At 55.1% G+C, this 14,932-nt stretch carries 16 protein-coding genes; 9 read left to right on the top strand and 7 right to left on the bottom strand.

From position 1 onward, the window contains the following. The first annotated feature begins 38 nt into the window (after window positions 1-38). Window positions 39-1,001, top strand: coding sequence for an FAD:protein FMN transferase (locus P346_RS14480; RefSeq protein WP_032658689.1), 963 nt, complete (start codon window positions 39-41; stop codon window positions 999-1,001). Here P346_RS14480 and dcuR read toward each other — a convergent pair. Further along, window positions 982-1,701 (bottom strand): two-component system response regulator DcuR, encoded by a 720-nt coding sequence (gene dcuR / locus P346_RS14485; RefSeq protein ID WP_032658686.1) that lies wholly within the window; start codon window positions 1,699-1,701, stop codon window positions 982-984. The two genes, P346_RS14480 and dcuR, sit on opposite strands and share 20 nt — an antisense overlap. Next, window positions 1,698-3,314 (bottom strand): sensor histidine kinase, encoded by a 1,617-nt coding sequence (locus tag P346_RS14490; RefSeq protein ID WP_032658684.1) that lies wholly within the window; start codon window positions 3,312-3,314, stop codon window positions 1,698-1,700. Before P346_RS14490 ends, dcuR begins: the two co-directional genes overlap by 4 nt. A 164-nt stretch (window positions 3,315-3,478) precedes the next feature. Here P346_RS14490 and P346_RS14495 point away from each other — a divergent pair, with 164 nt between their 5' ends. Then, window positions 3,479-4,342 (top strand): N-acetylmuramic acid 6-phosphate etherase, encoded by an 864-nt coding sequence (locus P346_RS14495; RefSeq protein WP_032658683.1) that lies wholly within the window; start codon window positions 3,479-3,481, stop codon window positions 4,340-4,342. Between the two features lie 56 nt (window positions 4,343-4,398). Here P346_RS14495 and ompC read toward each other — a convergent pair whose 3' ends face one another. Then, window positions 4,399-5,541, bottom strand: a complete 1,143-nt coding sequence (gene ompC, locus P346_RS14500; protein ID WP_032658680.1) for a porin OmpC — start codon at window positions 5,539-5,541, stop codon at window positions 4,399-4,401. Between the two features lie 284 nt (window positions 5,542-5,825). Between ompC and P346_RS14505 the strand changes: the two genes are divergently transcribed. The 3 genes from P346_RS14505 (at window position 5,826) to P346_RS14515 (ending at window position 8,476) form a co-directional block, all read left to right on the top strand. Continuing rightward, window positions 5,826-6,527 (top strand): phosphohydrolase, encoded by a 702-nt coding sequence (locus P346_RS14505; RefSeq protein ID WP_032658678.1) that lies wholly within the window; start codon window positions 5,826-5,828, stop codon window positions 6,525-6,527. Between the two features lie 61 nt (window positions 6,528-6,588). After that, window positions 6,589-8,004, top strand: coding sequence for a DNA cytosine methyltransferase (locus P346_RS14510; RefSeq protein ID WP_032658676.1), 1,416 nt, complete (start codon window positions 6,589-6,591; stop codon window positions 8,002-8,004). Next, window positions 7,985-8,476 carry a very short patch repair endonuclease gene (locus P346_RS14515; RefSeq protein ID WP_032658673.1) on the top strand — a complete coding sequence of 164 codons (492 nt, stop codon included), beginning with the start codon at window positions 7,985-7,987 and terminating at the stop codon, window positions 8,474-8,476. Before P346_RS14510 ends, P346_RS14515 begins: the two co-directional genes overlap by 20 nt. On the opposite strand, the gene yedA is transcribed toward P346_RS14515, so the two are convergent. Then, window positions 8,448-9,362 (bottom strand): drug/metabolite exporter YedA, encoded by a 915-nt coding sequence (yedA, locus tag P346_RS14520; protein ID WP_032658670.1) that lies wholly within the window; start codon window positions 9,360-9,362, stop codon window positions 8,448-8,450. The genes P346_RS14515 and yedA overlap by 29 nt on opposite strands. Before the next feature lie 178 nt (window positions 9,363-9,540). Between yedA and P346_RS14525 the strand changes: the two genes are divergently transcribed. The 3 genes from P346_RS14525 to dgcQ all read left to right on the top strand — a co-directional run bounded on the left by P346_RS14525 (window position 9,541) and on the right by dgcQ (window position 12,475). Then, window positions 9,541-10,452: a DUF808 domain-containing protein gene (locus P346_RS14525; RefSeq protein ID WP_032658668.1), complete on the top strand. Its 912-nt coding sequence runs from the start codon at window positions 9,541-9,543 to the stop codon at window positions 10,450-10,452. Between the two features lie 78 nt (window positions 10,453-10,530). Then, entirely contained in the window at window positions 10,531-10,713 is a 183-nt protein-coding gene (locus tag P346_RS14530) for a YodC family protein (RefSeq protein WP_023312315.1), read from the top strand. A gap of 73 nt (window positions 10,714-10,786) precedes the next feature. Next, a complete protein-coding gene (gene dgcQ / locus P346_RS14535; protein WP_032658666.1) occupies window positions 10,787-12,475 on the top strand; it encodes a cellulose biosynthesis regulator diguanylate cyclase DgcQ in 1,689 nt (562 codons plus the stop codon). Here the strand turns inward: dgcQ and P346_RS14540 are convergent. Both P346_RS14540 and yodD read right to left on the bottom strand, forming a co-directional pair. After that, entirely contained in the window at window positions 12,472-13,272 is an 801-nt protein-coding gene (locus P346_RS14540) for a mannosyl-3-phosphoglycerate phosphatase-related protein (protein WP_032658663.1), read from the bottom strand. The genes dgcQ and P346_RS14540 overlap by 4 nt on opposite strands. Window positions 13,273-13,573: 301 nt before the next feature. Then, entirely contained in the window at window positions 13,574-13,801 is a 228-nt protein-coding gene (gene yodD, locus P346_RS14545; protein WP_008500310.1) for a YodD family peroxide/acid resistance protein, read from the bottom strand. A 129-nt stretch (window positions 13,802-13,930) separates the two neighbouring features. Here yodD and dsrB point away from each other — a divergent pair, with 129 nt between their 5' ends. Then, a complete protein-coding gene (gene dsrB / locus P346_RS23445) occupies window positions 13,931-14,119 on the top strand; it encodes a protein DsrB (protein ID WP_013097741.1) in 189 nt (62 codons plus the stop codon). 101 nt (window positions 14,120-14,220) lie between these two features. Here the strand turns inward: dsrB and rcsA are convergent, their stop codons facing one another. Next, window positions 14,221-14,844, bottom strand: coding sequence for a transcriptional regulator RcsA (gene rcsA, locus P346_RS14555; protein ID WP_008500313.1), 624 nt, complete (start codon window positions 14,842-14,844; stop codon window positions 14,221-14,223). Window positions 14,845-14,932 lie beyond the last annotated feature (88 nt).

The following is a 14,932-nucleotide window of genomic DNA, read 5'->3' as shown; positions in this document are numbered from 1 at the left end:
CACGGTGCCTGCCGGGGCTACATCTGAGGACTCATGCTATGCCTGATAGCCATCGCGTTTACAGCTACTCCGCCGTCCTGATGGGCTCACCCATTCTCCTTAAACTCTTCTCCCATGACGAAGCCCTCGCGTCCCGCGTGTTTCGCCTGATCAAACAGTACGAAGATCTGCTTACCGTCAACCGCGCGCACTCGCAGGTGATGGACATCAACCATGCTGCTGGGCAGCATCCGGTTACCGTCAGCCGGCCGGTGTTTGAGCTGATCCGCTGTGCCAAAGCGGCAAGCCTGTTCAGGGACAGCGCTTTTAACCTGGCGATAGGTCCGCTGGTGAAGCGCTGGAAAATTGGCTTTCAGGGGGACAGCGTTCCGCCTGCGGAGGAAATTGCGTCGCTGCTGGCGATAACCCGTCCTGAGGATGTCCTTCTTGATGAGGCCAGCAGCAGCGTGTTCTTGACCAGAGCGGGGATGGAGATCGATCTGGGGGCCATCGCCAAAGGCTATATCGCCGACAGGGTGCGTGATTACCTTCGTAAAGAGGGCGCAGAGCTGGGGCTGATCAACCTCGGCGGGAACATCCAGACGTTAGGCTCACCGGAAGGGGGCTGGGGCGTGGGGCTGAAAAAACCGTTCGCCGGTGACGCGCTGATCGGCACGATGACCGTAGAGAATCTGTCCGTCGTGACGTCGGGAACCTACGAGCGCTACTTTGAGCAAAACGGCAGGCGCTATCACCATATTCTCGACCCGCGCTCCGGGTATCCGCTGGACAACGAGCTGGACAGCGTGACGATTGTTTCGAAAGACTCCATCGACGGCGATATCTGGACCACGCTGATGTACGGCATGGGCGTTGAAAAGGGCTGCGCTGCGCTGCGCTCTCGTCCTGATATCGAAGCGATTTTTGTGACCAAAACAAAAGAAGTGGTGATCTCCTCGATGCACCACTTCCGCTTTACCCTGCTGGATAACGACTACCGCGTTACTGACAGTATTGCTTGAGCAGGCCGGTCTGCTCCGGCTGGAGACGGTAGCGATACACCGGACGACCGGTGGCACCGTAGTGAATGCTGGTGAAAAGAATGTTGATTTGCGCGAGCCAAATCAGGTATTTACGGCAGGACACGCGGGAGATATTGACGGCGTTGGCCAGGTCATCGGTAGAAAACTCCGTCTCCGGGTGAGCGTCAATCCACTGGCAAATCGTGCGCAGCGTTTGCGGCGTTAACCCCTTTGGCAGCTTTTTACTGTCCGCCAGTTCCGGCGCCCCGCCGTGGATCAGCCGGTCAACGTCGGCCTGCTCATAGTACTGGTGCGAACCCATAAGGCTATGCTTTGCCTTCCAGCCGTTCAGCGCCTCTTCAAAGCGCGGGAACTGGAACGGCTTGATCAGATAATCCACCACGCCGTAGTGAATGGAGGTCTGGATCGTGGCGGCGTCGGCAGCCGACGAGATCATAATCACATCGATTGGGCGACCGGATGCGCGAATAACGGGCAGCAGATCCAGCCCGTTATCCTGCTGCATGTAGACATCCAGCAGCACCAGATCGACAGGCTGCCCGGGGTTATTAATGATGGCCTCGGCCTGGTTTAGCGTGGAGGCGACGCCGCAGCAGCTAAAACCTTCAACACGGTTGACATACAGACGGTTGAGGTCGGCTACCATGGCGTCATCATCGACAATTAATACATTTATCACGCGATATTCCTCTCGCTATCCCAGGGGATGTGAACAAAAAATTGGGTAAATACGCCTGGCTCAGACTCGACGCTGATATCGCCGCCGAGGTTCTGAATTTGCTGGCGAGCAAGGAACAGCCCAACGCCGCGGTTTTCACCTTTTGTTGAGAAGCCCTTTGTAAAAATAGCCTCCAGCTGGGCGGGATCAATGCCGGGGCCATCGTCGCTGACTTCGCAGCTGAGCCAGCCATTCTGATAATGCAGCAGCAGGCCGATCTCACCTTCCTGCTGTCCTTCCATCGCGTCGAGCGCGTTTTCAATAAGATTACCCAGCGCGGTGATCAGCACCGCGACCTGCTCTTCACTCGCGGTATCCGGTATCTGGCATTCATCCGCCAGCGTCAGGGTGACGCCCGCTTCTTTCGCCCGGTTGATTTTACCCAGCAGGAACCCGGCGATAACCGGGGATTTTACCTTGCTCTGTATCGTACCGATATCCGTCTGGTAATTTTGTGCCGTCTGAATTATGTACTCTTCCAGCTTGTCGTAGCGCTTCATGTGCAGCAGGCCCAGGATCACATGCAGTTTATTCATAAACTCGTGCGTATGGCTGCGCAGGGCGTCGACGTAGTTAACCATGCCATCAATACGCTGCATAAGCTGGCTGATTTCCGTTTTATCACGGAAGGTGGTGATGGCGCCGATCACCCGATCCTGGCTTTTAACGGGGACCATATTGCACAGCAACAGACGCCCGTTACAGCTTATCTCCTGATCCTGGCGCGCAACGCCCGTCTTTGAAACTTCGCGCAGGCTGGCCAGCAGGGGGGCGCTGGCGTTTTCGGTCTGCTTGCCGGAAGGGAGAAGCAATATTTCTCTGGCGGTCTGGTTGATCATCGTCACGCGCCCGTGGATATCGACGGCCAGCACTCCCTCGCGAAGCGACTGCAGCATCGCCTGACGCTGTTCGAACAGGGCGGAAATTTCATAAGGTTCGAGCCCGAACAGGATGCGCTTCAGGACCCGCACCAGACCCCAAATCGCCATCGAACTCATAAAAATACTGAATAAAATGGTCCAGACGGCGTTTAGCCGCCCGCGGGCAATCTGCTCTTCAACCTTATTCAGGGAGATACCGACCACCACCACGCCGATCTGCTCGCGCTGACCGTCGTAGACGGGCGTAAAAACGCGCAGCGCTTCGGCGAGCGCACCCCGGTTAACCGATACGTTCTCTTTGCCTTCCAGCGCGGGGGTTAAATCATCACCGATAAAATGCAGCCCCAGCAGCGCCTCGTTCGGGTGTGAATAGCGGATCCCGCGCATATCGGTAACCACGGTGAACAGCAGATCGTTTCGTTTCGTCACCGCCTGGGCGATGGGCTGAATAATATTCTCCTGCGGTGCCTGCATCAGGCCGCGCTGTATCTCGGGACTGTCGGCGAGGGTGCGGGCAATGCCGAGCGCGGTGTCTTTAACATCATCGCGGGTCGCCCGGGTGATTTGCACGGAGTAGAGCGCAAAAACCACCAGCAGCACAGAGGCAATAATCGCGCACACCATCAGCGTGACCAGGGTGTTCAGCTTCATGGGGCGCTTGCGCGTCGGAAGGAAAGGCTGCAAATCGCTCATCAACACTCCGCGATAATTAAGAAAGGGGTAATTATCGCCGATGACGGGCTTTTCTTAAAGCCATGTAAAGGCGTGGATTTGGTCCTCTTTTCGTGACCCTCCTCGCAGGTCGTCTATATAAAACACTTTATAGTGTGTAGGTACTCATAATAAGGAGGCTGTTTATGAGCATTATGCTTACCGGTTCGGTCAAGGAAAGACGGCACGCCAGCACGATGAATATTGATAGATTGTCCACGCTGGACATGCTGAAAGTCATTCACCAGGATGATGCACTCATTTCTGCTGCTATTACCCCCTGTTTAGATACTATTGCCCGCGTGGTGGACAACGCCGCCGCGACGCTCAGCCACGGCGGTCGCCTGATCGTTGTTGGCGCGGGGCCGTCAGGGCGCGTTGCGCAACAGGTTGCCGATGAATATGCGCCGGGCAAAACCCCTGTGATGGCCGTTACGGCACAAGAAGGGGAAGGGAGCTACGAGCGCGGCGTTGCCGATCTGCAGGCTATCAAGTTTGGTGAACAGGATATGATGCTGGCCGTGACCGTCAGCGGAAAAACGCCGTGGGTCTGGGGGGCAATGCGCCATGCGTGGTCGCTGGGTTCACCGGTCGCCATTGTTACCGGTGATGCGCAAAGCGAAGCCGCACAGCTGGCGAGCATGGTTATCGCGCCGGAGCTGGGGGCCGACGTCGTCGCAGGCTACATCAACACCAAAGCGGGGATCGCGCAAAAAATGATCCTCTCGATGATCGCCACCGGGCTGGCCGTCCGCACCGGACGGGTCTACAGCAACCTGCGCGTGGATCTTGAGGCAGGCACAACCAAATGGGCTGAACGGCAAATCGCGATTGTAATGGAAGCGGGGGGATGCACACGGGCCGAGGCAAAAGCCGCGCTGGCGAGCTGTAACCATAACTGTAAAACGGCAGTATTGATGGTGCTGACAGGGCTGGATGCATGGAAAGCCCATGAGCTGCTGGCGCAGAATAACGGGTTTATCCGCGTGGCGCTGCAGGAAGCGCCGTAATATACGCCGTGAAGACGTAAAAAAGGCCGCAATTGCGGCCTTTGGTATTTTGGGGATTAGAACTGGTAGGTCATGCCGATGCCAACGATGTCATCGGTAGAAATACCGTATGCGTCATACAGAGCTTCATCGTTGTCCAGCATGTTGATTTTGTAATCAACATAGGTGGAGAAGTTTTTGTTGAAGCTGTAGGTCATGCCCAGGTCGATATAGTTCACCAGATCCTGATTGAATCCTTTACCGTCCAGGTCTTTACCTTTTGAGTAAACCCATGCCAGGGAAGGACGCAGACCGAAGTCGAACTGGTACTGTGCAACCGCTTCAAAGTTCTGAGTCTGGTTAGCGATACCAACGTTACCGATTGGCGTCATGTTGCGGGTTTCCGCATACATCATCGCCAGGTAAACGTTGTTTGCATCGTATTTTGCGCCCACGGTCCAGGCTTCAGCTTTATCGCCACCCGCATAACCTATGCCTTCCGCAGCTTTGCCGTAAGCAACCTGCTCGTTAGTACGGTCGGAAGACGAGTACGCCGCACCCAGACTCAGGCCTGAGAGATCGCCAGCAAAGTCATAGGAAGTAGACATACCGAAGCCGTCGCCGTTCTGGAAACGAACATCGTCATGGCCGTTTTTCGTGCCTTCCTGATCTTCTGTTGCATCCTGGCCTTCGTTCGTACCCTGATACTGCAGCGCGAAATTCAGACCCTCAACCAGACCGAAGAAATCCTGGTTACGGTAGGTTGCCAGACCGTTAGCACGACCGTTCATAAAGTTATCGGTCCAGGTGTAAGAGTCACCGCCAAATACAGGCAGCATATCGGTCCAGGCTTCAACGTCGTACACGACGCCGTAATTACGACCATAATCAAATGAGCCGTATTCGCCATATTTCAGGCCAGCATACGCCAGGCGGTTGAACGATTTGTTACCCGCGCCTTCGGTATCGTTAGCGAAGGTTTTGTATTCCCACTGGCCGTAACCGATCAGGTCGTTAGCGATCCGGGTTTCGCCTTTGAAGCCAACCTGCACATAGGTTTCGTCGCCGTCATCGCCAGGGTTGTCAGAGAAGGTATGACGCGCGTCGACTTTGCCGTACAGGTCAACTTTGTTGCCGTTTTTGTTGTACATCTCTGCTGCATTTGCTGCGCCTGCCATTAATAATGCGGGGACCAGAATTGCCAGAACTTTTCTTTTCATTATATATTCCCTTTAAACATAATTTATATGAATATATGTAATCACCCTCCGTAATTACAGTCTTGATCCTATTCCAGGAGGTGTTATTTAGTTTCAAAAATAAATGTAATTAAATCCTATGAAATATTGCTAAATATTTCTATTAATCTCTTTATTTTTCTTGTGAATTAATTCATTGAATTTATATGATGTAATTATTATTAAGTATTTCGTGGTTCTATTTTTAAATTGATTTAATTCGTCTATGTTATAATTCATGCACTTTTAAACAACAGGATATGACGATGGAACTTGCCCGGTGGCAGCAGCGATTTGAGCGCTGGCTCGAGGAAAACCACAGCACCGACGATACCGCACATGATATTTCGCATTTTCGTCGGGTCTGGATGACGGCGCAAAAAATTATGGCTGACCAGGCGGTGGAGCCGCTGGTGATCCTGACCGCATGCTATTTCCACGATATAGTCAGCCTGCCGAAAAACCATCCCGAACGCGGCCGGTCATCCCAGATGGCAGCGCGCAGGGCGTGTGACATTCTGCGCCGGGACTTCCCTGACTTCCCGCCAGAGCATACTGCCGCCGTCGCGCACGCGATTGAGGCGCACAGCTTCAGCGCCGGGATTGCGCCGCAGAGCATGGAAGCCAAAATCGTGCAGGACGCAGACCGGCTGGAAGCGTTAGGCGCCATCGGCCTGGCGCGCGTCTTTGCCGTCTCGGGCGCGCTGGGCGTGCCGCTTTTTAATGCCGACGATCCCTTTGCCGATGCGCGTACCCTTGACGACCGTGCGTTTGCCCTCGACCATTTTCAGACCAAGCTGCTGCGATTGCCTGATACAATGCAAACGGAAATAGGCCGCGAGCTGGCACGCCACAATGCCGATTTCCTGATCCAGTTTATGGCGAAACTTAGCGCCGAATTACACGGCGACTGCATCGGGCTGGATAGCCAGGTGTTGAGCCGCTTCCGTCGCAGTTTGCGCAACTGAACTGTGGTAATCTGTTTCCAGTCTTTACTCTCCGGTTAAAAGAATGCAGGAAAATCGATCAGTGACAGAGCCCGCGCCCGAGCAGGCTGAGAAATCAACGGCAACGGTGCAGGCGTTACTGCGCCAGCTGTTGGATATCTATGATGCTAAAACGCTCGCCAATCTGCTGGTGGCGCACGGCGAGAGCCACTGGAGCCCGGCGATCCTTAAGCGTCTGCTGACCAGCGAACGCGCAGGGCGTCGCCTGAGTGAAGGCGAGTTTCGTTATCTGCAAAACCTGCTTCCGCGTCCTCCTGCCGCGCATCCGAACTATGCCTTCCGCTTTATCGATCTGTTTGCCGGTATCGGCGGTATACGACACGGTTTTGAAGCTATCGGCGGACAGTGCGTATTTACCAGCGAGTGGAACAAGCATGCCGTCCGGACCTACAAGGCCAACTGGTACTGCGATCCGCACGAGCATCATTTCAACGCGGATATCCGCGATGTCACCCTGAGCCATAAAAGCGGCGTGAGCGATGAACACGCCGCCGAGCACATTCGCCAGACGATCCCGGCGCATGACGTGCTGCTGGCCGGCTTCCCGTGTCAGCCCTTCTCGCTGGCCGGTGTCTCCAAAAAGAATGCCCTCGGACGCGCCCACGGTTTTGCCTGTGATACCCAGGGAACGCTGTTTTTTGACGTGGCGCGCATCATCGATGCCTGCCGCCCGGCCATCTTTGTGCTGGAAAACGTCAAAAATCTAAAGAGCCACGACGGCGGAAAAACCTTCCGCATTATCATGCAGACCCTGGATGAGCTGGGTTATGACGTGGCCGACTCGCAGGACACGGGCGCGGACGATCCCAAAATTATTGATGGGAAACATTTCCTCCCCCAGCATCGCGAACGTATCGTGCTGGTGGGTTTCCGCCGCGATCTCAATCTCAAGGGGGATTTCACCCTTCGGGATATCCCGTCTTTGTATCCAGACCGTCGTCCTACCGTGGCCGACCTGCTGGAACCTGTCGTTGACGCGAAATTTATTCTTACCCCGGTGCTGTGGAAATACCTCTATCGCTATGCCAAGAAACATCAGGCGAAGGGCAACGGCTTCGGTTTTGGGATGGTAAACCCCAACGATCCGCACAGCGTGACCCGTACGTTGTCCGCTCGCTACTATAAGGATGGGGCAGAGATCCTGATCGACCGAGGCTGGGACAAGGCGCTGGGTGAAAAAGATTTCGACGATCCGCACAACCAGCGTCACCGTCCGCGACGCTTAACGCCGCGGGAATGCGCCCGGTTGATGGGATTTGAAACCCCGCAGGGTTACCGCTTCCGCATTCCGGTTTCGGATACCCAGGCGTACCGCCAGTTTGGTAATTCGGTGGTGGTTCCCGCGTTCGCGGCCGTGGCAAAACTGCTGGCCTCGCGCATCAGACAGGCGGTGGCGCTCCGCCAGGGCGAGGCCGTCAATGACGGATGTTCACGATAAGGCCACGCGCAGCAAAAATATGCGTGCCATCGGCACGCGTGACACCGCCATCGAAAAGCGCCTGGCCGGGCTGCTGACGCAGGCGGGCTTTGATTTCCGCGTGCAGGATCCCGCGCTTGCGGGCCGTCCGGATTTCGTCATCGACGCCTGGCAGTGCATCATCTTTACCCACGGCTGTTTCTGGCACCACCACGACTGCTACCTGTTTAAGGTCCCCGCGACGCGCACCGATTTCTGGCTGGATAAAATTGGCAAGAACGTCGAGCGCGACAGACGGGATCTCACCGCGCTGATTGCGCAGGGCTGGCGGGTGCTGATCGTCTGGGAGTGTGCGCTGAGAGGCAGATTAAAACTGAACGATACCGATCTGACCGAACGGCTGGAAGAGTGGATCTGCGGCGGCGGCCAGACCGCGCAGATCGACACGCAGGGTATTCACCTGCTTAAGGTTTCTCCACCCCGCAAGGCGTAACCACCGGTTTCGCGGGCAGTAAATATTTGCCCAGGGTGACCAGCACGACGGCAAAAACAATCACTCCTAATGCCAGCCATTCAACGGAAGAGAGCGTTTCTCCCCCCAATCCCGTTCCGAGCAGCACGGCCACGACCGGGTTGACGTAGGCATAGCTGGTCGCGACAGCCGGGGAGACGTTGCGGATCAGGAACATATAGGCGTTAATGGCGATGATAGAACCAAACAGCGCCAGGTAGCCTACCGCCAGAAAGCCCGACAGCGGCGGCAGGGTCGTCAGCTTTTCTCCCGTCAGCGTGGAGGCGAGCAGCAGCACAATTCCGGCGGCGAGCATCTCAATCGCGCCCGCCATCATGCCGGTCGGCAGTTCGATACGCGAACCGTAGACGGAACCAAACGCCCAGCTCATCGAGCCAATCAGGATGATGATTGCGCCCCACGGATTCCCGCTCAGGTTACCGCCGCTGTTCAGCAGAATGATTCCGGCAAGGCCAATACCAATCCCCAGCCATTCCAGCTTGCGGGTGCGGATACCGAAAAGGCGGCTAAAGCAGAGGGTAAACAGCGGTACGGTGGCAACGACCACGGCGGCGATCCCGGACGGTACGTTCTGGTGCTCGGCAATCGTGACAAACCCATTTCCCACCGCCAGCAGCAGAAGGCCGATCAGGGCGGCATTCAGCATCGGGCGCAGCGGGGGAAGTTTGTGCCCGCGCAGCAGCAGGAAGGCCAGCAGCAGCACGCCAGCCGAGAGAAAGCGGATGCCCGCCATCATCAGTGGCGGCCAGCTTTCCACGCCGATGCGAATGACAAAGTAGGTTGAGCCCCAGATGATGTACAGCGAAAAGAGTGCCCCAATGAGCGGTAGCAAGTGCCGGAAACGCATAATCCCTCACGACGAAATAAAAAGGTCGCTGATAGTAAACGCGAAAACTATCGCGCTGGCGAGCCCTTTAATTGTGTAGCTGATGTGAATTTTTTGTTGACGCGAGGTGGGTGTTTCCGGGTTTGCGCTTTTGCTCCATACTATTCACCTAATTACCAAAAAATGAAGGATTAAGATTTTGGCAGGAAGTAGCTTGTTAACATTGCTGGATGATATTGCGACCTTACTGGATGACATTTCAGTGATGGGGAAACTGGCGGCGAAAAAAACCGCAGGCGTGCTGGGAGATGATTTATCGCTTAACGCCCAGCAGGTGAGCGGGGTAAGAGCTAACCGTGAACTGCCGGTGGTGTGGGGCGTGGCAAAAGGCTCCTTCCTGAATAAGGTGATTCTGGTGCCGCTGGCGCTGCTGATCAGCGCGTTCATTCCCTGGGCCATCACGCCGCTGCTGATGATTGGCGGGGCGTTTCTCTGCTTCGAGGGCGTAGAGAAGGTCCTGCACTCCTTTAGCGCGCGCAAGCAGAGCGATACGCCGGAGATGCGCCAGCAGCGTCTTGAGGCGCTGGCCGCTCAGGATCCGAAAACCTTCGAGCGCGATAAGGTCAAAGGCGCCATTCGGACCGACTTTATCCTGTCCGCGGAGATTGTCGCCATTACGCTGGGCATCGTGTCTGACGCGCCGCTCCTGAATCAGGTCCTGATCCTCTCCGGCATCGCCATTCTGGTCACGGTCGGCGTCTACGGCCTGGTGGGGCTGATCGTTAAGCTGGATGATATCGGCTACTGGCTGGAAGAGAAATCGAGCGCGGTGGCAAGAGGCATCGGCAAAAGCCTGCTGGTGCTGGCCCCGTGGCTAATGAAGAGTTTGTCGGTGGTAGGCACGCTGGCGATGTTCCTCGTGGGCGGCGGGATCGTGGTTCACGGTATCGCGCCGCTGCACCATGCTATCGAACATTTTTCCTCGGCGCAGGGGGCCGTTGTCGCGGCGATTCTGCCCACGCTGCTGAATCTGGTGCTGGGCTTCATCATTGGCGCTATCGTGGTTGCGGCGGTGAAGCTGGTTGAAAAAATACGCGGCACTTCGCACTAATTGTTACCCGCTGTGGGATGCAAAAAGACCATTCCTCGTCTAAATTGAAACAGTTTCACCCTGATACAGGAGGCAGGTATGGTCTTTTTGGTCAGTGATGAAGTTAAGCCTAAGAAGGGCGGCCCACGTATGATTGTCACCGGGTATTCCAGCGGAATGGTGGAATGTCGGTGGCACGATGGCTATGGCATCAAGCGGGAAGCATTTCGTGAAGATGAGCTTCAGCCGGGGGACGGGCAGCACCAGCGGGACAAGGCTTAATCACATAACGCCCGGCTTTGCCGGGCGTTTTTATCTCAAGTACCGGGTGTAAGGCAGCGATCAGGGAGTGTGTGTGCAGCGCGATACCTTTGTTGTAAGAGAATCCTTTTTGCAATGGCTGCATAAGCGTAGCAATCCGGGGTTGATTGTTAATCTCTGTTTTCTGGTTGTTCTGGTATTTTCGACTCTACTGACCTGGCGTGAAGTGGTGGTACTGGAAGAGGCGTACATCTCCAGCCAGCGTAACCATCTGGATACGGTGGCCAGTTCGCTGGACAGGCAGCTGCAGAACAGCGTGGACAGGATGCTGCTGTTCCGTCAGGGCATGCGCGATGCAATCCAGACGCCGCTGGCATTTGATGTACTCCAGAACGCGGTGTCACGCTTCGATACTGTCCGCATGCTCCCCACCTGGCAGCTTGCCGTTGATAAAAAACGCACCCTTCCCATTAACGGTGTCTCGGATGCATTCGTCGAGAAAACCACGTTTCTGAATCGAGACGCTGAGCGCCTCAGCCACGAGATTTCTGCCACGCTCGAAGTGGGGTATCTGCTCAGGCTGGCGTCGTCGAGAGCACAAACGGAAGCGCGCGTGATCTACGTCTCCCGCGCCGGATTTTTCATTTCCACGGATACGCCGGACCAGGCGGGTGATATTACCTCCCGCTATTACCATCTTGTCACGCAGTCCTGGTTTACCCAGCAGTCAGAGCGGAACAATCGCGCTCGCGCGGTGCGCTGGTTCATCTCCACCCCCTCATCCTGGACCAATGATGAACGAATGATCACCGCCAGCGTCCCCATCTATTTCGACCATTACTGGTATGGCGTCGTAGCGATGGATTTTACGTTGGGCACCATGCAGCGTCTGCTGGCCGATGCGACGGAAGACCGAACGGAAGGGGAGTATCAGCTGTACGATACCCGGCTCAATATGATTGCCACCTCTGCCCATACGGCAAACGCGGTTAACCATTTTGACGAACGCGAAACGGCGCAGATTGCGCAGGCGATTGAGCACGCTACCGGCGGCGGGATCCGCCTCGGAAGCCGTTTTGTTAGCTGGGAGCGGCTCGATCACTTCGACGGCGTTGTCCTGCGGATCCACACCCTGCACGAAGGGGTACAGGACGACTTCGGCAGCATCAGCATCGTGCTGGCGCTGATGTGGGCGCTCTTTACCGCCATGCTATTGATCTCGTGGCTGGTGATCCGCCGCATGGTGAGTAACATGTACACGCTTCAGCACTCTCTCCAGTGGCAGGCCTGGCATGACCCGCTTACCCGGCTGAATAACCGCGGCGCGCTGTTCGACCGCGCAAAATTGCTGGCGGAAACCTGTCGCCAGCAGTCGCTGCCGTTTTCGGTGATTCAGATCGATCTCGATCATTTTAAAAACATCAACGACCGCTTCGGCCATCAGGCCGGGGATAAGGTGCTCTCCCACACGGCAGGACTGATTGCCAGCGCGCTACGCAAGAATGATGTGGCAGGGCGCGTAGGCGGGGAAGAGTTTTGCGTCGTCCTGCCGGGGATCGGTCTGGAGGAGGCGAGAAGCGTCGCGGACCGTATACGTTGCCGGATCAACAGTAAGGAGATCCTGGTGAAGAAGAGCACGACCCTGCGCGTCAGCGCGTCGCTGGGGGTCAGCAGCGCGGATGAAGCGGGTAACTACGAGTTTGAACAGCTGCAGTCTGTAGCGGACGCCCGGCTGTATCAGGCTAAACAGAGCAGGCGTAACCGGGTCGTCTGGCGCGATTAAGACAGGAAGTGATCCAGCCCCTCCTGCCAGCCCGCCGGGCCGGTCTGCCGGGTGTGATAAACCCGGGCGGGGTTATCGTCCCGTAGCGTGATGCCCTGGCGGTTAATGCCCTTAATCACCACCGCGAAGTCAACGCTGTCGAGCAGCGGCGCATCATTGGGACCGTCGCCGAGCCCCAGCGTGGTGGGTTCAATCTCTTCCTGCTCACGGTATTGCGCAATCAGCCAGTTCACCGCAACGTCTTTGCCGCAGCGGGCGTCCAGCACATGCCAGAAGCGTGCCCCCTGCAGGCATTTCAGTCCGACATTCGCCAGCTCTTCTTCAAACTGAACCATTTTCTCGTCGGTATCGCGCCAGATGAGCGTGACGGACGCTTCATGCTTGCGGGCAAGCGCCGAACGGTAGCGCGTCAGTCCGGTCCACTCGCTGATAACGTGCTCATCCACGTCGTCAAAGGTAGTGAATTTATAGCCCGTCTGCAGGCGAATTTGCTCGATCCGCGGGCGAATATCCCGGTGCGTCATCCCCCTTATCTGGCGCTGAACCTTATCCCAGCGCACGTCAGGCTGAATCACCGCGCCGTTCTCGGCAATAAAAGGCAAGCCTTCAAGCCCCAGATCCAGCTGGAGATCGAGCATCTCAGCCGCGGTCTTGCTGCTGCAAAGAATGACCGGAACCTGATTATCCAGCAGCCTGTCCAGCCAGGGCATGGCGGGTTGCCATTCATAGGTGTGAATATCCAGCAGTGAACCATCCAGGTCAGAAAAAATCAGCAATGTATCCCGCAGTGAAGGCATAGCGACTCCTGGTAACAGATGCGTCTCGCTCTAAGAAAATTCCTAAAAAATGATTAAGGCGAAAACCGGAGAAAAGAGGAATGCTCCTGGCAAACCCGCATTCGGCGTGTGTTATTGCTCATAACAAAAAGCATTATGTTAAAAATATTATATTCATCGTAAGAATATATGCTTGTCAGCCAAATTCGTTGGGGATAGTGTGGCATGTACATCAGATTTCCTGGTGTAACGAATTTTCAAGTGCTTCTTGCATAAGCAAGTTTTGATCCCGGTCATCCCCATGGCCGGGATTTTTTTCGCCCTATCGATTGGCTTCAGACACGCTAAAGTCGTGAATATCAAGCTCAAAGGCCTCCGCCAGCTCGCGATAGGTGTGATAATCCCTTCCGTTGACAATGACGCGGTCCGAATTGTCGTCCGACCGGCGAACTTCTGACTCACTGATCTCATTGATGGCGGCCAGCAGGGCATCGACATCCACCTCGACTTCGCGCTTGATGGTGTCGCTATACTCTTTATCGGTCTTCATTACGGGGTTCCTCTTTCAGCCGTGTCCAACGGTAAGTATAGACTGTGTATAAAAACGCCAATCACGCCGGGCGGCGATGTGCGTTTTTGCGTTTTGTTCTACACTGGCTCAAAACCAGAGGAGGAATGTATGAAGGTCAACGATCGGGTAACCGTTAAAACGGACGGTGGGCCGCGCCGCCCGGGTGTGGTGCTGGCAATTGAAGAGTTTAGCGAAGGCACAATGTACCTGGTATCGCTTGAAGACTACCCGCTCGGCATCTGGTTTTTTAACGAACTGGGGCATCCGGACGGTATTTTTGTCGAGAAGGCGGAGTAGCACGGCGTCGGGTAGCACATCGCGTGCCCGACAACCTCTCCAGAAGCAAAAATCTCTGGCCAGGCCAGAGATCAAAGGTAGGGTGCACAGGTCTTAAGCGACTAACGCATGTTGACGAAAATCCCGTTCGTCACATTATCGGTCAGCCGTACCACGTGGTAGATCACTTGCTTATTATGCGTTTTAATTTTCCTTTTAATATTTCCTTTGTGTGACGAAACGGTTTTCGCTTTAATATTCATCTGGTCAGAGATCTGAATAGTTCCTTGTCCCGCCATCCACATTCGTAGCATACTTGATTCAGTCCTGCTTAATGATAGGGTGGGTAAGTTAACCGCTCCTACATTTTTAACTTCTTTATTCAAATAATCACCCAGAATGTCATCCAGCGACTCGGGTTTAATCGATTTAGAACTGATCAATAAATTTTTACGGACCAACAAATACTCATCGAAATGGATATTCGCGATCGCCATAAAAACAATAAACAGGGTTTTTGGATGCTGATTAATGATTTGCTTAATGTGCTGACTGTTGGCTGGATCGTGAATGAAACAGTCCTCATTAATAAACACCACGCCTGGTTTTAGTTCGTCACAAGCGGCTGCGAGTTCGTCAACGGTGTGTGCATCGTTGATGTCTCTCTTTCTTACCCCTCTGCTTGCCAGGTACCCGGTTAACCCTAGCCGGGTGTAGCTGCATAAATCCATAATGATCGTTGACATGGCATACCCTCACTCAATGCGTAACGATAATTCACCATCTGCCTGAGAGCTCAAAACAGCCATACGGGATGGAAAAAAATAATAAACC

It is taken from the genome of Enterobacter sp. DC1, assembly GCF_000568075.1.
Lineage (GTDB): Bacteria > Pseudomonadota > Gammaproteobacteria > Enterobacterales > Enterobacteriaceae > Enterobacter > Enterobacter asburiae.
This window is presented reverse-complemented; position numbering and strand designations above follow the sequence as displayed.